This is a genomic window from Streptomyces avidinii (assembly GCF_014650695.1).
Classification (GTDB): domain Bacteria; phylum Actinomycetota; class Actinomycetes; order Streptomycetales; family Streptomycetaceae; genus Streptomyces; species Streptomyces avidinii.
Window position 1 is genome coordinate 170,888 of sequence record NZ_BMVL01000012.1, and the last position, 17,215, is coordinate 188,102.

The following is a 17,215-nucleotide window of genomic DNA, read 5'->3' on the forward strand; positions in this document are numbered from 1 at the left end:
GCGAGCACGGCGACCTGCGGACGTAGCTCAGTTGGTAGAGCACCACCTTGCCAAGGTGGATGTCGCGAGTTCGAGTCTCGTCGTCCGCTCGAAGTGGGGGATCTTCCCGAGAACCCCTGCAGCTCCATGGTGGAGTGGCCGAGAGGCGAGGCAACGGCCTGCAAAGCCGTCTACACGGGTTCAAATCCCGTCTCCACCTCCAAGGACGATTAGCTCAGCGGGAGAGCGCTTCCCTGACACGGAAGAGGTCACTGGTTCAATCCCAGTATCGTCCACTGATCCGCAAGGATCCCCGCGCGATTAGCTCAGCGGGAGAGCGCTTCCCTGACACGGAAGAGGTCACTGGTTCAATCCCAGTATCGCGCACGCAGTACCTGTACGACCTGCGGCTTTCGAGCCGCGGAGCCCGCGCGATTAGCTCAGCGGGAGAGCGCTTCCCTGACACGGAAGAGGTCACTGGTTCAATCCCAGTATCGCGCACCACCCGAAAGCCCCGGCCGTTCTCACGGCCGGGGCTTTCGCGTTACCCCGCACGGGTGGGCGGGGCACGAAAGAGGGCATGAAAAAGGGTGCTGCCCGTCCGACTCCCCAGTCGTACGGGCAGCACCCTTCACCTGCCGTCCGTCCGTCTTTCCCCCGTCCCCACGGGGTTCGACAGGCCGATGTCCCGGTCCGGGCCGCTCTCCCGGACCTGGGGCGCCGCTCAGCGCCCCAGCATCAGACCTACGGACGACGCCTGTGCCGCCAGCTGATCGAAGCCTCCGAAGAGGAAGAGCAGCAGGGCGGCCAGGGGGAGCACCATGGCCGCGGCCACCAGTGGGTGGCGGGTGCCGGACTCGTGGCCGTTGAACGCGAATGCCTTGCGTCCCTGCCGAGCGATGTCCGCCATGGTCCTCTCCCTGTCGTCTGGCAGCGGCGGGCTTGTGACCTCGGGGGACGAGTGCGCCACCCGCCGCTTGTCTTCAACACTAGGCGGGCGGGCGGCCCCTGGCCTCATGCCCTCGTACCCATTGCCGGGCCTACAGGAGGATGACGGGGCCTCCCCCGTGTACTCCCCTGGGTGGAGACCGCTCCCCCGGTGTGAGGGTCTTCCCGGAGGGGATGACCGGAGGGTAGTGACTTCGCTCACTTCCGTCACTCCCTGTTGCCGCGTGTCCGACCACCGGCCGCCGACAAGATCCACTCGGCTGTGGGCCCCGTACGGGCACGTCACCATGCGTCCGGACCGCCCCTGGGACGCCAATCCCCTTGGTGCAAAGGCCGCTTGGGGCTATGGAGCACCCCGGGCATACCCCCGGGCGGCGGCGCCGACGCTCCCTCAAGTGTGCTGTGCCGCACTGACAATCGAATCCCCCGGCGAGGGCGCGGCCTCTGAGCACGCATGCCGGATGGTCCGTAAGCTGTGCCACGTCAACAGGACGACCGGTCAGCGGGGTGGACATGGCGATGATGCGGCTCCGGCGCGAGGACCCGCGTGTCGTCGGCTCGTTCAGACTGCACCGGCGGCTCGGAGCCGGCGGCATGGGCGTGGTCTACCTCGGATCGGACCGGCGCGGACAGCGCGTCGCCCTCAAGGTCATCCGGCCGGATCTGGCCGAGGACCAGGAGTTCCGCTCGCGGTTCGCCCGCGAGGTGTCCGCCGCCCGACGGATCCGGGGCGGCTGCACCGCCCGCCTGGTGGCCGCGGACCTGGAGGCCGAGCGGCCCTGGTTCGCCACCCAGTACGTACCCGGTCCCTCGCTGCACGACAAGGTGGCCGAGGAAGGCCCCCTGACGGCCGCACAGATCGCCGCCGTGGGCGCCGCGCTCTCGGAGGGCCTGGTCGCCGTGCACGAGGCCGGGGTCGTCCACCGGGACCTCAAGCCCTCGAACATCCTCCTGTCGCCCAAGGGCCCCCGGATCATCGACTTCGGCATCGCCTGGGCCACCGGGGCGAGCACCCTCACCCATGTGGGTACGGCCGTCGGCTCCCCCGGCTTCCTCGCGCCGGAGCAGGTACGCGGTGCCGCCGTGACCCCCGCCACCGACGTCTTCGCGCTCGGCGCGACCCTGGCCTACGCGGCCACCGCCGACTCGCCCTTCGGGCACGGCAGTTCCGAGGTCATGCTGTACCGCGTGGTCCACGAGGAGCCGCATCTGCAGGGCGTCCCGGACGCGCTGGCTCCCCTGGTGCGGGCCTGCCTCGCCAAGGACCCCGAGGAGCGGCCCAGCACGCTCCAGCTGTCGATGCGGCTCAAGGAGATCGCGGCCCGCGAGGCGCAGGGGCTCTCCGACGGGCGCCCGCCGGCCCAGCGGGCCCGGGTCGAGCGGCCGACGGGACGGCTCCCCGAGGCCGAGCGGATCGGCAGCGCAGAGGAGTACCCCGGGCGGCGTACGGAGCGTCGTACGGGCGGCTCCACCACGCCCCGGGCCCAGGGCGGGTCCCCGAGCGGTCCGCACTCGCGGCCCTCGTCCTCCCGCAACCCGCAGCACCCCGGCGGCCCGACCTCGCGGCCGACCTCGGGCCGTACGGGCGGCCGTCCGGCCCCGAGGACGACGGGGACGGGCCGGCGGCCCTCACGGCCGGACCCGAGGCTGATGCGGCAGCGGCTGATCGTGTTCGTCGTGGTGACGCTGATCGTCGCGCTGGGCATCGCGGCGGCCCAGAAGCTGTAGCGCCCTACTGCGCGGTGCGGCCCTGGGCCACCGCGTAGAAGGCGACCGCGGCCGCGGCACCCACGTTCAGCGAGTCCACTCCGTGCGCCATCGGGATCCGCACCCACTCGTCGGCGGCGACGAGCGCCTGCGTGGACAGGCCGTCGCCCTCGGCTCCGAGCATCAGCGCGACCCGTTCCAGGGACTGCGGCGCCGCCACGTCGATCGGCGTGGCCTTCTCGTGCGGGGTGAGGGCGAGCAGCTTGAAGCCCGCCTCGCGCACCGAGTCCAGGCTCTTGGGCCAGGCCTCCAGCCGGGCGTAGGGGACGGAGAACACCGCGCCCATGGAGACCTTCACCGAGCGGCGGTAGAGCGGGTCCGCGCAGTCCGGCGACAGCAGTACCGCGTCCATGCCGAGCGCGGCCGCGCTGCGGAAGATCGCCCCGATGTTGGTGTGGTCGTTGACCGCTTCCATGACGACCACCCGGCGGGTCGTGGCGAGCAGTTCCTCGGCCGTGGGCAGCGGCTTGCGCTGCATGGAGGCCAGGGCGCCGCGGTGCACGTGGTAACCGGTGACGCGCTCGGCGAGCTCGGGGCTCACCGCGTAGACCGGTGCCGGGAGTTCGTCGATGACGTCGCGCATGACGTCGACCCACTTGGCGGAGAGCAGCATCGAGCGCATCTCGTACCCGGCGTCCTTGGCGCGTCTGATGACCTTCTCGCCCTCGGCGATGAAGAGGCCTTCCGCGGGCTCGCGCCTGCGCCGGAGTTCGACGTCGGTCAGGCCCGTGTAGTCACGCAGGCGCGGGTCGTCGGGGTCGTTGATGGTGATGAGATCAGCCACAGGGTGATACTGCCTTGTCCTGGGTACGGTGCCAACGGCCTGTCAGGCGCTGGTGGTGGGAACGTCGGGGGTTCCGACGCGGACGACCTCACCGATGACGATGACGGCGGGCGGGCGGATCTCCTCGGCGCGCACGGTCTCCCCGACCGTGGCCAGGGTGGCGTCCACCCGGCGCTGGGTGGCGGTGGTGCCCTCCTGGATCACCGCGACGGGGGTCTGCGCGGGTCGGCCGTGGCGCACCAGCGCCTCGGCGATGAGGCCGATCTTGTCGACGCCCATGAGGATCACCAGGGTGCCGGTGAGCTTGGCGAGGGAGGCCCAGTCCACGAGCGAGCGCGGGTCGTCGGGGCCGACGTGCCCGCTGACCACGGTGAACTCGTGCGCCACACCGCGGTGAGTGACCGGGATGCCGGCGGCGCCGGGCACCGAGATGGAGCTGGAGATGCCGGGGACGACGGTGCAGGCGATGCCGGCCTCGGCGAGGGCCTGGAGCTCCTCCATGCCGCGGCCGAAGACGTACGGGTCCCCGCCCTTGAGCCGGACCACGGCCTTGCCGGCCCTGGCGTGCTCGATCAGGGCGTTGTTGATGGCCTCCTGGGCCATGAACCGGCCGTACGGGATCTTCGCGGCGTCGATGACCTCGACGTGCGGGGGGAGCTCGTCGAGCAGGTCCCGGGGGCCGAGCCGGTCGGCGATGACCACGTCGGCCTCGGCGAGGAGCCGGCGGCCGCGCACGGTGATCAGGTCCGGGTCGCCCGGGCCGCCGCCGACGAGGGCGACGCCGGGGGTGGCCTTGTGCCGGTGCGCGGGAGCGGTGAGGGTGCCGTCGCGCAGGCCCTCGATCACGGCGTCGCGGACGGCGGCGGAGCGGCGCGGGTCGTTGCCGGTCAGCACGGCCACGGTGACGCCCTCGATGCGGCCGGTCGCCGGGGTCCACGCGGTGGCGGCGGAGGCGTCGTCGGCGCGGACGCACCAGACGCGCTCGCGCTCGGCCTCGGCGGAGGCCTGCTCGTTGACGTCGCGGTGCTGCGTGGCGATCAGGGCGTACCAGGCGTCGGCGAGGTCGCCGTCCTGGTAGCGGCGGCGCTCCCAGCGGATCTCGCCGGTCGCGGCCATGGCGTCCACGGAGGGGGTGGCGGAGGGCGAGACGAGCAGGACGTCGGCGCCGGCCGCGACGAGCGCGGGGAGGCGGCGCTGGGCGACCTGGCCACCGCCGATGACGACGACGCGGCGGCCGGCGAGGCGGAGGCCTACGGGGTAGGCGGGGGTGTCGGCCATGGCGGTGCGGCTCCTGAGGGCGGCGGTGTCTTGCGTGCCGCTGCGACGCTGGAGCGGCGGTGTACTGACGTGCGGTTATGTAGTGCGGGTCCACCATACGGCGCGAGCCGTCCCGAGGCGCGGACGGGGGCTGCGGCGTCCTGGGCGGGTGCGGGTCAGGGCTCGGGGCTCCGCCCCGAACCCTGCGCCTCAAACGCCGGCGGGGCTGGGGGTGGCTTCGATGTGGGGCGGTGCCCCTCCGGGACGTCTCCTCGGCTCGCGAACCCCGCGCCGGAGCGGCCTGCCGACCGGCGGTGGGTTCGCTCGACCTGCGGGGACATCCCGGAGTGTCCCCGCCCCACGGCAGCGCCGGAGGCTACTTCTCCGTCACGCCCGCCGAGTCGAAGGTGGCGACCTCGTGCATGGCGCGGGCCGCGCTCTGGACCAGGGGGAGGGCCAGGAGGGCGCCCGTGCCCTCGCCGAGGCGGAGGTCCAGGTCGACCAGCGGGCGCAGGCCCAGCTTGTTCAGGGCCGCCACGTGCCCCGGCTCCGCACTGCGGTGGCCCGCGATGCATGCCGAGAGGGACTCGGGGGCGATGGCGCGGGCCACCAGGGCGGCAGCTCCGGCGCTGACGCCGTCCAGGATCACGGGGGTGCGCAGCGAGGCTCCGCCGAGGAGCAGGCCGACGATGGCGGCGTGCTCCAGGCCGCCGATGGCCGCCAGGACGCCGATCGGGTCGGCCGGGTCGGGCTGGTGGAGCTCCAGGGCGCGGCGGACGACCTCGACCTTGCGGGCGTGCGTCTCGTCGTTGATGCCCGTGCCGCGGCCGGTGACCTCCGCCGGGTCCACGCCGGTGAAGACCGAGATCAGGGCCGCGGAGACGGTGGTGTTGGCGATGCCCATCTCGCCGGTGAGGAGGGCCTTGTTGCCGGCGGCGACGAGGTCGCGGGCCGTCTCGATGCCGACCTCGATGGCCGCGACGGCTTCCTCGCGGGTCATCGCCGGGCCGGTGGAGAGGTCGGCCGTGCCGGGGCGGACCTTGCGGGGCAGGAGGCCGGGGGTGGCGGGGAGGTCCCCGGCGACGCCGACGTCGATCACGCAGACCTCGGCGCCCACCTGGTTGGCGAAGGCGTTGCACACGGCCCCGCCGCCCAGGAAGTTGGCGACCATCTGCGTCGTGACCTCCTGCGGCCACGGGGTGACGCCCTGGGCGTGCACGCCGTGGTCACCGGCGAAGATCGCGACCGCGGCGGGCTCCGGGATCGGCGGCGGGCAGACCCGGGAGAGCCCGGACAGCTGGGCGGAGATGATCTCCAGCATGCCCAGGGCGCCGGCGGGCTTGGTCATGCGCTTCTGCCGCTCCCAGGCCTCGCCGAGCGCCTTCGCGTCGAGGGGGCGGATGCTGGCGACGGTCTCCGAGAGCAGGTCGTGCGGCTCCTCGCCGGGCAGCGCGCGGCGGCCGTAGGTCTCCTCGTGGACCACCCAGGAGAGCGGGCGGCGCTGCGACCAGCCGGCCTGCGCCAGCTCGGGCTCCTCGGGGAACTCGTCGACGTAGCCCACGCAGAGGTAGGCGACGACTTCGAGGTGCTCGGGAAGGCCGAGCTCGCGGACCATTTCGCGCTCGTCGAAGAAGCTGACCCAGCCGACGCCGAGGCCTTCGGCGCGCGCGGCGAGCCAGAGGTTCTCCACGGCGAGGGCGGAGGAGTACGGGGCCATCTGCGGCTGGGTGTGCCGGCCGAGGGTGTGGCGCCCGCCGCGGGTGGGGTCGGCGGTGACGACGATGTTCACCGGGGTGTCGAGGATGGCCTCGATCTTGAGTTCCTTGAACTGCTTCGCCCGGCCCTTGGGCAGCGACTTGGCGTAGGCCTCGCGCTGGCGCTGGGCGAGCTCGTGCATCGTCCGGCGGGTCTCTGCGGAGCGGATGACGACGAAGTCCCAGGGCTGCGAGTGGCCGACGCTGGGCGCGGTGTGGGCCGCCTCCAGGACGCGGAGCAGCACCTCGTGGGGGATCGGGTCGGTACGGAAGCCCTTGCGGATGTCACGGCGCTCGCGCATGACGCGCAGGACGGCCTCGCGCTCGGCGTCGGCGTAACCGGGGGCCGCCTCGCCCACGGATTCCGGCGCGACGGGCTCGGCCGGGACGGGCTCCGCGGGGGCGGCCTCCTCGGGCCGGGGCTCTGCGGCCACCGGCTCGGCCTGGGCCAACGGCTCGGGCTGCGGGGCTGCGGCCACCGACTCGACCACGACGGGCTCGGGCTCGGGCTCCGGCTCGGCCGCGGGCTGCGCCTCGACGACGGTAACCGGCTCCGGCTGCGGCTCCGGTGCGGGCTCCGGCTGGACGGGCTCGGCCACCACGGCCACGACCGGCTCTGCGGGAACGACCGGCTCGGGCCGGGACTCCACGGCCGCCGGCTCGGCGGGGACGACAGGCTCGGGCTGCGGCTCCGGCTCGACCACGACCGGCTCGGGCTGGACCGGCTCGGCCACGGCCGCCGTCGGCTCCACCGGCTCCGCGGCGGCCACCGGCTCCGGCTCGGGCTCCGGCTGCGGCTCGACGGCGACGGGCTCGGCCTGGACGGGCTCCGGCTGGACGGGCTCCGGCTGGACGGGCTCCGGCTGGACGGGCTCGGCCGCCACCGGCTCGGGCTGGACCACCGCTTCCGCGGGGGCCGGCGCCGGCTCCGGCTCCACGGCGGGGTCCTGGACGGGCTCTGCCAGCGGCTCCGGCGTCCACGGGGCCCCGGCCTGCGGCGGGATCTCGCCCGGCGCGGCCTCCGCGCGCGGGATGTCCAGGTACTCGGGCCCGGTGGTCGGGGGCCCCGCCTGGCGCAGCGGGACGGGCGCCACCGGGGTGCTCACGGCGGCCATCGGGGCCGGCTGGGCGGGCGCCGCGGCCGGGCCGCGGTCCGCGAGGGACCGTACGACTCCGCCGTTGGCCTCGGGCATGGGCGGGCCCATGTGCAGCGGGCGCCGGACGGGGGCCGCGGGAGCCACCGGGGCGACGGGGGCCGCGGGCGGCGGGACGACGAGCCCGCCGAGGTCGAGCGCGCCGGAGTCACGGCCGCCCGTCTCGTGCGCGCCCGCGCTGTAGCCGCCGTCGGGGAACACCGGCGGGGGGAATTCGGTGTACGGGGCAGGTGCCGGGGCCTCGGGGTAGGAGGGCTCGGCTCCGTAGGACAGGTCCGTGTACATCGGCGGGCCGTCGAGCGGGGACGGGGCGGGGAAGGCGGGGGCCGGCGGGACGACCTGCGGGTCGCTCCACGCACCCTGGCCGCTCGGCATCAGCAGCAGTTCCTCGTCCTCCGGCTCGGCCGGGTTGTCCATGAGGTCCTGGAAGGCGTAGCCAGCGGGGATCGGTGCCGGGATCTGGACCGGAGCGGGGACGCCCTGCTGATCCACCATGCCCGCGTTGTCCGGGTGACCCTCGCCCGGGACCTGGCCGGTGTCAGTCATGCTTACCCCTCGCCCATCGGTGTTGCCTCTTCGATCGCCCGGTCGCCCACGGGGCCGCCGTGCGGTTTGCCTGCGGGGTTGCGGTGCGACGAGCTCGTCTCGCATACGCCTGCACGACAACCAGTAAGCATTGTCGCGCCCGTCGGCGATCGTGGCGGCCATAACCGTCACGGTCCTCTGTGGACTGCGCCACGTCGCGCGTCCAGGCGGTGTCGCGATGCCCGAATCGTCCGGGGCAGTACGACGATCGGCCAGCCTACCCCGGCCCTCGTCTCAGCGCGTGACGGGGCGTTCCGCTGCCAGGAGGAACACCACGGAACGGTCCTGTTCGGCCCAGGTGCGGGGGTCCAGGGCGACGGACTGGAGCAGCGCGCACTCGACGGCGTAACCGTGTTCGGTGAGTGCCCTGCCGATCGCCTCCGCCTCGTCGCGGGTGGAGGCGTGGCTGACGATCCGTTCGGGGCGGCGTTCGGCGACGGCCGCGACGACGGGGGCGCCGCCACCGCCGACGCGGACGACGTCGGGCTCGGGCAGGTTCTCCAGTACGTGCGGTGCGCGCCCGGCGACGACCTGGACCTGTACTCCTCGCTTGCGGGCGGCGGCAGTTACGCGGTCGCATGCGGCCGGGTCGGTGTCCACCGCGATGACGGCGGCGCCGAGGGCGGCCGCGTCCACGGCCACGCCGCCGGCGCCGGCGCCGATGTCCCAGACGAGGTCGCCGGTGCGCGGGCCGAGGCGGGCCAGTTGGGCGGCGCGCAGCTGCGTGGACTCGCCCTCGCCCGCGTCCGGCCGGGGCCTCGCCCAGCCGCGCTCGGTCGACCGGGCGGCGCTCTGGCCGAACAGCCAGCCGGCGTCGGCGGGTGCCGGTCCCCCGCCGCCGATGACGATGACGACGTTCGGGTCGCGCCAGCTGTGGTCGGCTGCCTTGTCGGAGGTGAGGACGCTCACCTGTTCGCGGTCGGTGCCGAGTTCCTCGCAGACGACGAAGGTGCGGTGAACTCCTTCGAGCAGCAGCGCCAGTTCCGCGGGGCCGGCGCCGGGTGAGGTGAGCACGGCGACCTTGGCGTGGGCGCGGCACACGTTGACGGCGCGGCGCAGGGTGCGGGGGTGGGCCACGACGACCTGGGCGTCGTCCCAGGGCATGCCGGCGCGGGCGAAGGCGGCGGCCACGGAGGAGACGGCCGGGACGACCTCGACCTCCAGGCCGTGCTCCGGGGCGCGCAGGGTGCGTACGACGCCGAAGAAGCCGGGGTCGCCGTCGGCGAGGACCACCGCCGTGCCGCGGTGGCCGGCGATGCGACTCGCGGCGAGGCCGAGGCTGCCCAGGCGGATGCGTTCGGCGGTGGGCGGCACTTCGGGGAGGGCGAGGTGGTGGGCGGCGCCGGCCACGAGGGTGGCGGCGGAGAGCGCGGACCGGGCGCCCGCGGTCAGGGGCGAACCGTCCCAGCCGATCACCGTGACCCGGTCGGCCATCGTCGTCAGTCTCCTGGTCTGGGGTGGGGCGAAGCTTCGTCCGGCGGGCACGGGCAGGGCGCGGGCACGGTGAGACTACCCGGTCATCGGTTCACTTCCAGTCGGCGCCGACGGGGTAGCCGCTCGCGTCGGCGCGCTGCGGGAAGGCGGAGCTGCGGGCGTATCCGTCGTAGCTGTCGAAGCTGTCGTACCCGTCGTAGCCGTCGCCCTCGTCGAGGTCCTCGGGGACCAGGCTCCAGACGATGAGGTCGGTACGCGTGTCGGTCCAGCCGCCGTCGGCCGTCTGCGTACGCACTATCCACGCGTTGCGCAGGACGCCCTCGCTGATGCAGCCGATCTTCTGCGCCACCTGCTGCGAGGCGGTGTTGTCGGCGGCGGTACGCAGTTCGAGCCGCTCGAATCCCTGGTCGCGGAAGAGCCATTGGGCGACGGCGAGGACGGATTCGCTGGCGTAGCCCTCGCCGCGGGCCCATGGCGCGGTGACGTAGCCGACCTCGGTGGCGCGGGTGCGCCAGTTGGTGCTCTGGAGGTGGACGATGCCGACGAGGCGCTGGGTGAGGAACTCGGTGACGGCGAAGACGATGCCGCGGCCCTCGGTGCGTTCGGCGTGGGAGTGCCGGGTGGCCCAGGCGTGCGCTTCGGCGGAGGTGTAGGGGTGGGGCGCGCCGGTCCAGGCGATCACGTGCTCGTCGTTCATCATCTCGGTGAGCGCGGTGACGTCCTCTTCCTCGAAGGGGCGCAGCACCAGCCGGTCCGTGCTGATGGTGACGTCCGGGAAGGTGGTAGTCATGCGCAGCTCCATGCCTGAGACCGTGGTGCGACCGTGTTGCGATGCGACCGCGGTGCGGGACCGTTCGTGCGGGACCGGGAATGCGGGTCGTAGGCCACAGCATGCAGCATCGACCCGGTGATGTGCAGGGCCGGGTTGCCCGGAAGCGGGCAGAGCTCGGCCCCGCACGCCGTCAGGGGTGTGCGGGGCCGATATGCATGACCGGTCGAGCCGGAACCGGCTCAGGAGTGCCTGGTTCAGGAGGCGGGGGTGCCGAAGGCCGGGATGACCGAGCCCTGGTACTTCTCCTCGATGAACTTCTTGACCTCGTCGGAGTTCAGGAGCTTGGCCAGCTTCTGGATCCGCGGGTCGTTCTGGCTTCCGTCCTTGACCGCGAGGAAGTTGGCGTAGGGGTTGCCCTCGGCCTTCTCCAGGATCAGCGCGTCCTTGGCGGGCGACAGCTTGGCCTCCAGTGCGTAGTTGCCGTTGATGATCGCGGCGTCCACGTCGTTCAGGGCGCGCGGGACCGTGGCGGCCTCCAGCTCCTTGAACTCCAGGCCCTTCTTGTCGGTGATGTCGGACAGCTTGGCGCTGGTGCCGACACCCTCCTTGAGGGTGATCAGGTTGTTGGCGGCGAGCAGCTGGAGCGCGCGGCCCTCGTTGGTGGTGTCGTTGGGGACGGCGATGGTCTGGCCGGCCTTGATGTCACCGATGGCCTTGATCTTCTTGGAGTAGAGGCCGAGGGGCTCCAGGTGCACGTTCACGACGGGCACGACGTGCGTGTTGTTCTTCTTGTTGAAGTCGTCGAGGTACGGCTTGTGCTGGAAGTAGTTGCCGGCGACCTGGCCCTGCTCGGTGGCGGTGTTCGGCAGGACGTAGTCCGTGAACTCCTTGACCTCCAGCGCGAGGCCTTCCTTGGCCGCGAGCTTGTCCTTGACGAAGTTCAGGATGTCGGCGTGCGGGCTCGGGGAGGCCGCTATGACGAGGGGCTTGCTCTCGTCGGTCTTTCCGCCGTCCGTCTTGGCCGAGGACGGGTCCGAGGAGCTGCCGCAGGCGGTGAGGCCGAGGGCGAGCGCGGTGGCCGAGGCGGCGAGGGCGGTGAGCTTGATGTTCTTACGCACGAAGAGTGCCTTTCTTGCTGAACAAGTACTGATGACTTGCTGGTGGTGGCCCAAGCACGACAAGTGCGGGCTCTCTGGGGGGGGAAGTCTTTTCAGGCGGTCCGGCCGCGGCGGGCGAGGAGTCGGACCACGCCGTCGCCGAGCAGCTGGATCACCGTGACGAGGACGATCAGGACCACGACGGTGGCGACCATGAAGCCGGTCTCGAAGCGCTGGAAGCCGTAGGTGATGGCCTTGGAGCCGAGTCCTTCGCCGCCGACGGCGCCGGCCATGGCCGAGTAGCCGACGAGGGTGATGACGGTGGTGGTGACACCGGCGACCAGCGAGGGCAGGGCTTGCGGGAGGAGCACCTTGCCGACCAGGGTCGGGATGCCGCCGCCCATGGACTCGACGGCCTCGATCAGGCCGTGGTCCACCTCGCGGACGGCCGTCTCGACGAGCCGCGCGAAGAAGGGGAGGGCGCCGATGGCCAGCGGGACGATCATGGCGGTGGGGCCGATGAACGTGCCGACGACCGCGGTGGTGACCGGGATCAGGAAGATCAGCAGGATGATGAACGGCAGCGACCGGCCTATGTTCACGATCACGCCGAGGACCTTGTTGAGCGGCTGGTTCTGCAGCAGGCCGCCCTTGTCGGTGAGGACCAGCAGGATGCCGATGGGCAGGCCGCCGAGCACGGTCACCAGGGTGGACCACAGCACCATGTAGAGGGTGTCGTAGGTGCCCTGGGTGAGCAGGGGCTGCATTTCGGACCAGGTCACTTGGCACCATCCTTGACCAGCGCGGCGAATTCGGTGTCGGCGTCTGCGGCGCTCTCGACGATGTCGACCTGGAGGCCCTGCTCGCGCAGGAAGCCGACGGGCACGACGTTGTCCTCGTAGCCACCGGGCAGTTCGATGCGCATGCGGCCGATCTGCCGGCCCGCGACGGTGTCCATCGCGGCGCCGAGGATCGAGATGTCGATGTTGTACGTGCGCGAGAGCTGCGAGATGACCGGCCGGACGGCCGCTTCGCCGTGGAAGGTGACGTCGACGACCGTGTGGTCGGGGCCGGTGGCGGTACCGGTGACCGGGAAGAGTTCACCGGCGAGCTCGGAGCCGGGGGTGGCGAGCAGCTCGGCGACGGTGCCGGACTCGATGACCCGGCCGTTCTTCATCAGGGCGGCCGAGTCGCAGACCGACTTGACCACGTCCATCTCGTGCGTGATGAGCAGCACGGTGAGGCCGAGCTGCTGGTTGAGGTCGCGCAGCAGCTGGAGGATGGAGCGGGTGGTCTCGGGGTCCAGGGCGCTGGTGGCCTCGTCGGAGAGCAGCACCTTGGGGTCGCCGGCCAGGGCGCGGGCGATGCCGACGCGCTGCTTCTGGCCGCCGGAGAGCTGGGTCGGGTAGGCCTTGGCCTTGTCGGCGAGGCCGACCAGGTCGAGGAGTTCGAGGGCCTTGCGGGAGCGCTCGCGGCCGGAGACGCCGAGGATCTCCAGGGGCAGCTCGACGTTGGCCTGGACGGTCCGCGAGGACAGCAGGTTGAAGTGCTGGAAGACCATGCCGATGCGGCTGCGGGCCTCGCGCAGTTCCTTGCCCGCACGGCGGCCGCGGCCGGCGAGGGCGGTGAGGTCCACGCCGTCGACGGTCACCGTGCCGGTGGTGGGGCGCTCCAGCAGGTTGACGCAGCGGATCAGGGAGGACTTGCCCGCGCCGCTCTGGCCGATGACTCCGTATACCTCGCCCTCACGGACGTGGAGATCGACGCCGTCCAGGGCGGTGACCTCACGGCCACGGGACTGGTAGACCTTCGTGAGGCCCGATGTGGTGATCACAGGATTTCCGTCGCTGTCGAGTGCGCGGCGCAGCGGGGTGCCGGCACGGGGCAAACAATCTGGGACGCGATACGGGACGAACCGTCAGAAAACGATGGCATCGACACGTGCGCGGGGCAGGAACGAGCCGTGCTGTTCATCAGGTGACGAGGCACTGGCGCGACTGGTCTCGCTTCGGGGCGCGAGGCTCAGGAAGGGGCCCTCAGAAGGCGCACATTCGACACATACAACGAGCACCGGGCGTCATCGTCGCCTCGGTCGCAAGGGTGCGGCTGCTCGTCGTGGTCATGGGCCCCAGTAAACCAGACGCATCCCCTGACCGATCAACGCTGTCCGGATAGCGGACGCAATTCGACCGCATACCGGACTCCACGACCACGGCCGACCCTCCGGCGAACAGCCGCTCCGCCGTCGCTGACCTGCACCGACGTCCGCTCCCGCGCCCGCACGGCCACCGCCGTCAGGGGCGCGGCCACCGGGTCCCCTGTGGTCAAGACCACGGCCGGACACAGGGGTGCGCGCTTCGGGTCTTTCGGCCCGTAATACCCTCGCTGCATGCTCGACGCCCTGACGGTCGCCATCGGCGTGGCCGCACTCGCCCTCGCCGCCTGGTGCGGCCACGCCGCATGGCGGGACCAGCCGACCAAGGACTGGCACTTCATCGGTATGGCCGTCGTGACCGTGCTGGTCCTGGCACAGCTGGTGATCGGCCTGGTGAAGCTGGCCCAGGGCGAGAAGCCCGACGAGGGCACGGTGATCTTCGTGGCCTACCTGGTGGGCGCGTTCGCCGCGGTACCGGCCGCGGGCATGCTCTCGCTGACCGAGCGGACCAAATGGGGATCGGTGACGGTGGCCGCCGGCGCCGTCGTGCTCGCCGTCCTCGAAGTACGGCTCTACGACATCTGGGGAACCACCGGTGCCTGACGCTGACACGACGACCGACGTGACGGGTGCCGCGCCCGACGGCCGCAAGCGACTCGTCTCCGGGCCCGGGCTGCTGCTGGTGTGGCTGTACGGGGTGATGGTGGTGGGCGCGGTCTCCCGGTCCGCCTACCAGATCTCCACCGAGTTCGACCGGGCGCCGCTGGCGTACTCCCTGTCCGCCGTGGCCGCGCTGGCCTACGCGTTCATCACGTACTCACTGGTCCGCGGCGGGGAGACGGCCCGCAGGGCGGCGCTGGTCTGCTGCGCCGCCGAGCTCGCCGGTGTGCTGGCCGTGGGGACCTGGACGGTGCTGCGGCCCGAGGCCTTCCCCGACACGACCGTGTGGTCCCAGTTCGGTATGGGCTACCTGTTCATCCCGGTGATCCTGCCGATCACCGGGATGCTCTGGCTGCGCAGGCGCCGGACGCCGGACGCCTGAAAGCAGGGGGCGGTGCGGGCGGTGCGCGCTACGCGCTGACCGTGAAATCGGTCGGGTCCTTGGCTTCCTTCTCCAGGATCACCAGCTGAACGCCGTCGGAGGCCGTGCGGCCGCCGACCTGGACGTAGCCGGCCTTGCGGTAGAGGCGCAGGTTGGACTCGCTCTTGTGCCCGGTGTGCAGGCGGAAGCGGTTGGTGGTGCCGGGGCCCGCCAGGGCCTCTTCCACCGCGCGCAGCAGACGCGCTCCGAGACCGTGACCCTGCAGCCGCGGATGCACGCAGAGCTTGGCGATCTTGGCGATGCCGTCCTCGTCGACGTTGCCGCGCACGGTTCCGACGATCTCGTCGCCGAGCCGGGCCACCAGGACGGTGTCGGTCGCCAGTTCCCCCTTGAGGGAGTCCAGGGACTGGGTGAGGGGCTGGATGAGGTAGTTGCCGTACAGCTCGGCCTCACGCTGGAAGGCCAGGTACTGCAGTTTGAAGATCTGCTCCGCGTCCTCGGCGGCTGCCGCCGAAATGGTCACGCTCATGCCCATGTGCGCATGCCTCCAGCTCACCTGGTAGCCCGTTGGTCTACCGCTCCTTTCCCCGCAGGCCAGGAGCCGCAACCTCTGCAGCCAGCATTCTGCGCAGACATCCCAGGCAACGGGAACGGACGGGCCCCAAACTTCCTTGTGAGATACCCAACTCTCCTGCGATTTCACGGTAAGTGAGGTCTCTGGGCGAAAGAAGTGCCTTCATCAGCTCCGGACAGCGTCCGGGCAACCGGGCGACCGCCGATCGGAGTGCCCGGTTCTCCTCGCCGTGCATGAGGGCGTCCTCCGGTTCGGCCCCGGCAGCCGTCCCGGCCGGTGGACCGCCGTCCGCGGAATGCCGGCGGTGGCTGTCCACGGAGTGACGACCGTGGTCGTACGGAACCTCCCGGCGGGCCCGCCGCCGGGCGAGGCGCGCCTCCGCCCGGACCGCCCTGCGCAGCCAGCGCGCCGGCTCCGCGGGCTCGGCCGGGTCCGGGGCGCGGCGGCCGCTCTCCAGCAGCCTGACCCAGACGGCTTGTTCCAGGTCGGCGGCGTCCACTCCGGCGCCCGGGGCCTCCGCGGCCGCCTCGGCGGAGAGCAGCGGGCCGAGCTTGTCGAGGAATTCAGCCTTCAGCAGGTCCATGCCGGGCGGGACGAGTGGGCCGGGCCCGGCGGTTTCCCCGCCGGGCCCGGCCCACTCGTACGGGAAGCGGCGCTCAGCGGTTGACGGGGCGTCGGCCCGGCCGGAAGGCCTCCGCCGCGAGCAGTCCTGTGTCCGGGTTGTCGGTGAAGATCCCGTCGATGCCCTGTTCGAAGTAGGTCCGGAAGGCGGCGAGGGCGTCCCCGTACGCGGTGGGGTCGGTCCCCTTGCGGTACTCGGCGGGCAGGAAGCTGTTCTCGTTGCGCGCGGTGTAGGGGTGCAGCAGCAGCCCGCGCGCGTGGGCGTCCTTGACCAGGGTGGTCGGGGCGCCGAGTCCGCCGGCCGCGTCGCGCGGGAGGATCAGGTCCATGGTCGGGCCGATGCCCTGGGCGAAGCCGGCGATCCACTTCAGCCCCTCGGGCTTGACCAGGTCCGCGACCGTGCGCGGGTCCTTGGCCACCTCGAAGTCCCAGGGGCGGGTGCCCGCCGCGGAGAGCAGGACCACGCGCGGGGCGGAGACCAGCCGGGAGAGCCGCTGGATGCTGGAGGGCTCGAAGGACTGGAGGAAGACGGCGGCGTTCCGGCCGTCGCGTCCGTAGCGTCGCAGCAGCTCGGCCAGGGGCTCCTCCAGGCCGAGGCCCAGACCCCGGAAGTAGCTGGGGTGCTTGGTCTCGACGTGCAGCCACACCCGCCTGCCGCGTCGCCGTCCCTCGCGGTCCGCCCAGCGGAGCACCTCTTCGAAGGTGGGCACGGCCCACTGACCGTCGTAGAGCGTGTTGCGCTGGCGGACGGCGGGAATCCGTTCCTTCGCGCGCAGGGTCCGCAGCTCGGCCAGGGTGAAGTCCTCGGTGAACCAGCCGGTGACGGAGACCCCGTCGACGGACTTGGTGGTGCGCCGGGAGGCGAACTCGGGGTGATCGGCGACGTCGGTGGTCCCGCCGATCTCGTTCTCGTGGCGGCAGACCAGCTGGCCGTCCCTGGTCGGGACCAGGTCCTGCTCGACGACGTCGGCGCCCAGGTCGAGCGCGAGCTGATAGGAGCCGAGGGTGTGCTCCGGCCGGTACCCGCTGGCTCCGCGATGGCCGATGACCGTCGGGTACGGAAGGTCCCGGTAGCCTCCGTCGCCGTGCCCGTCGCCGTACCCGTCGCCCGCCGCGGAGGCGGATCCCGCCGCGAGTCCGGTGATGCCGGTACCCGCCGCCAGGACGGCTGCCCCCAGGACCGTGCGCCGCGCTGCCCCACCCTGTGTCATGAGTGCCACTCCTCGTCGTGATCGCCGTGTCGCGGCCCGCGATCGGCGTGCCGATGGTAGGCAAAGGGGAGTGGCCGACGG

15 protein-coding genes and 5 tRNA genes are annotated in these 17,215 nt (G+C 72.2%); 8 read left to right on the forward strand and 12 right to left on the reverse strand.

The window, feature by feature from the left end; translation table 11 throughout:
* Positions 1–16: 16 nt before the first annotated feature.
* The 5 genes from IE257_RS28140 (at position 17) to IE257_RS28160 (ending at position 483) form a co-directional block, all read left to right on the forward strand.
* A tRNA-Gly gene (locus IE257_RS28140) sits at positions 17–89 on the forward strand.
* A 39-nt stretch (positions 90–128) separates the two neighbouring features.
* Positions 129–202 (forward strand) — tRNA-Cys (locus IE257_RS28145).
* A gap of 1 nt (position 203) precedes the next feature.
* Positions 204–275: transfer RNA gene (locus tag IE257_RS28150), tRNA-Val, on the forward strand.
* A gap of 19 nt (positions 276–294) precedes the next feature.
* Positions 295–366, forward strand: a tRNA-Val gene (locus tag IE257_RS28155).
* A gap of 42 nt (positions 367–408) precedes the next feature.
* Positions 409–483: transfer RNA gene (locus IE257_RS28160), tRNA-Val, on the forward strand.
* Between the two features lie 220 nt (positions 484–703).
* On the opposite strand, the gene IE257_RS28165 is transcribed toward IE257_RS28160, so the two are convergent.
* A complete protein-coding gene (locus IE257_RS28165; protein WP_372453106.1) occupies positions 704–913 on the reverse strand; it encodes a hypothetical protein in 210 nt (69 codons plus the stop codon).
* A 527-nt stretch (positions 914–1,440) separates the two neighbouring features.
* On the opposite strand from IE257_RS28165, the gene IE257_RS28170 reads away from it, so the two are divergent.
* Positions 1,441–2,655 carry a serine/threonine-protein kinase gene (locus tag IE257_RS28170; protein WP_189972683.1) on the forward strand — a complete coding sequence of 405 codons (1,215 nt, stop codon included), beginning with the start codon at positions 1,441–1,443 and terminating at the stop codon, positions 2,653–2,655.
* A gap of 4 nt (positions 2,656–2,659) precedes the next feature.
* Here the strand turns inward: IE257_RS28170 and IE257_RS28175 are convergent, their stop codons facing one another.
* From IE257_RS28175 to IE257_RS28210, 8 genes are all read right to left on the reverse strand, one after another.
* Positions 2,660–3,478 (reverse strand): TrmH family RNA methyltransferase, encoded by an 819-nt coding sequence (locus IE257_RS28175; protein ID WP_189972684.1) that lies wholly within the window; start codon positions 3,476–3,478, stop codon positions 2,660–2,662.
* A gap of 42 nt (positions 3,479–3,520) precedes the next feature.
* Positions 3,521–4,756, reverse strand: a complete 1,236-nt coding sequence (gene cobA, locus IE257_RS28180) for a uroporphyrinogen-III C-methyltransferase (protein WP_189972685.1) — start codon at positions 4,754–4,756, stop codon at positions 3,521–3,523.
* A 355-nt stretch (positions 4,757–5,111) separates the two neighbouring features.
* Positions 5,112–8,189: a nicotinate-nucleotide--dimethylbenzimidazole phosphoribosyltransferase gene (gene cobT / locus IE257_RS28185; RefSeq protein WP_189972686.1), complete on the reverse strand. Its 3,078-nt coding sequence runs from the start codon at positions 8,187–8,189 to the stop codon at positions 5,112–5,114.
* Between the two features lie 273 nt (positions 8,190–8,462).
* Positions 8,463–9,662, reverse strand: a complete 1,200-nt coding sequence (gene cbiE / locus IE257_RS28190; protein ID WP_189972687.1) for a precorrin-6y C5,15-methyltransferase (decarboxylating) subunit CbiE — start codon at positions 9,660–9,662, stop codon at positions 8,463–8,465.
* Positions 9,663–9,753: 91 nt separating this feature from the next.
* Positions 9,754–10,452, reverse strand: a complete 699-nt coding sequence (locus IE257_RS28195) for a GNAT family N-acetyltransferase (protein WP_189972688.1) — start codon at positions 10,450–10,452, stop codon at positions 9,754–9,756.
* A gap of 236 nt (positions 10,453–10,688) precedes the next feature.
* Entirely contained in the window at positions 10,689–11,552 is an 864-nt protein-coding gene (locus IE257_RS28200; protein WP_189972689.1) for a MetQ/NlpA family ABC transporter substrate-binding protein, read from the reverse strand.
* A gap of 92 nt (positions 11,553–11,644) precedes the next feature.
* Positions 11,645–12,313 carry a methionine ABC transporter permease gene (locus IE257_RS28205; RefSeq protein ID WP_189972690.1) on the reverse strand — a complete coding sequence of 223 codons (669 nt, stop codon included), beginning with the start codon at positions 12,311–12,313 and terminating at the stop codon, positions 11,645–11,647.
* Entirely contained in the window at positions 12,310–13,365 is a 1,056-nt protein-coding gene (locus IE257_RS28210) for a methionine ABC transporter ATP-binding protein (RefSeq protein ID WP_189972691.1), read from the reverse strand. Before IE257_RS28210 ends, IE257_RS28205 begins: the two co-directional genes overlap by 4 nt.
* A gap of 555 nt (positions 13,366–13,920) precedes the next feature.
* On the opposite strand from IE257_RS28210, the gene IE257_RS28215 reads away from it, so the two are divergent.
* Positions 13,921–14,289, forward strand: a complete 369-nt coding sequence (locus IE257_RS28215) for a hypothetical protein (RefSeq protein ID WP_189972692.1) — start codon at positions 13,921–13,923, stop codon at positions 14,287–14,289.
* Positions 14,282–14,728, forward strand: coding sequence for a hypothetical protein (locus tag IE257_RS28220; protein WP_229920704.1), 447 nt, complete (start codon positions 14,282–14,284; stop codon positions 14,726–14,728). The genes IE257_RS28215 and IE257_RS28220 overlap by 8 nt, the downstream gene beginning before the upstream one ends.
* A gap of 28 nt (positions 14,729–14,756) precedes the next feature.
* Here IE257_RS28220 and IE257_RS28225 read toward each other — a convergent pair whose 3' ends face one another.
* The 3 genes from IE257_RS28225 to IE257_RS28235 all read right to left on the reverse strand — a co-directional run bounded on the left by IE257_RS28225 (position 14,757) and on the right by IE257_RS28235 (position 17,134).
* Complete coding sequence (locus IE257_RS28225) at positions 14,757–15,263, reverse strand: GNAT family N-acetyltransferase (RefSeq protein ID WP_189972693.1); 507 nt, start codon at positions 15,261–15,263, stop codon at positions 14,757–14,759.
* 37 nt (positions 15,264–15,300) lie between these two features.
* Positions 15,301–15,885: an RNA polymerase sigma factor gene (locus tag IE257_RS28230; RefSeq protein ID WP_189972694.1), complete on the reverse strand. Its 585-nt coding sequence runs from the start codon at positions 15,883–15,885 to the stop codon at positions 15,301–15,303.
* 73 nt (positions 15,886–15,958) lie between these two features.
* The gene (locus IE257_RS28235; RefSeq protein WP_189972695.1) at positions 15,959–17,134 is read right to left on the reverse strand and encodes a glycerophosphodiester phosphodiesterase; all 1,176 of its coding nucleotides are present in this window, start codon (positions 17,132–17,134) and stop codon (positions 15,959–15,961) included.
* Positions 17,135–17,215: the final 81 nt, after the last annotated feature.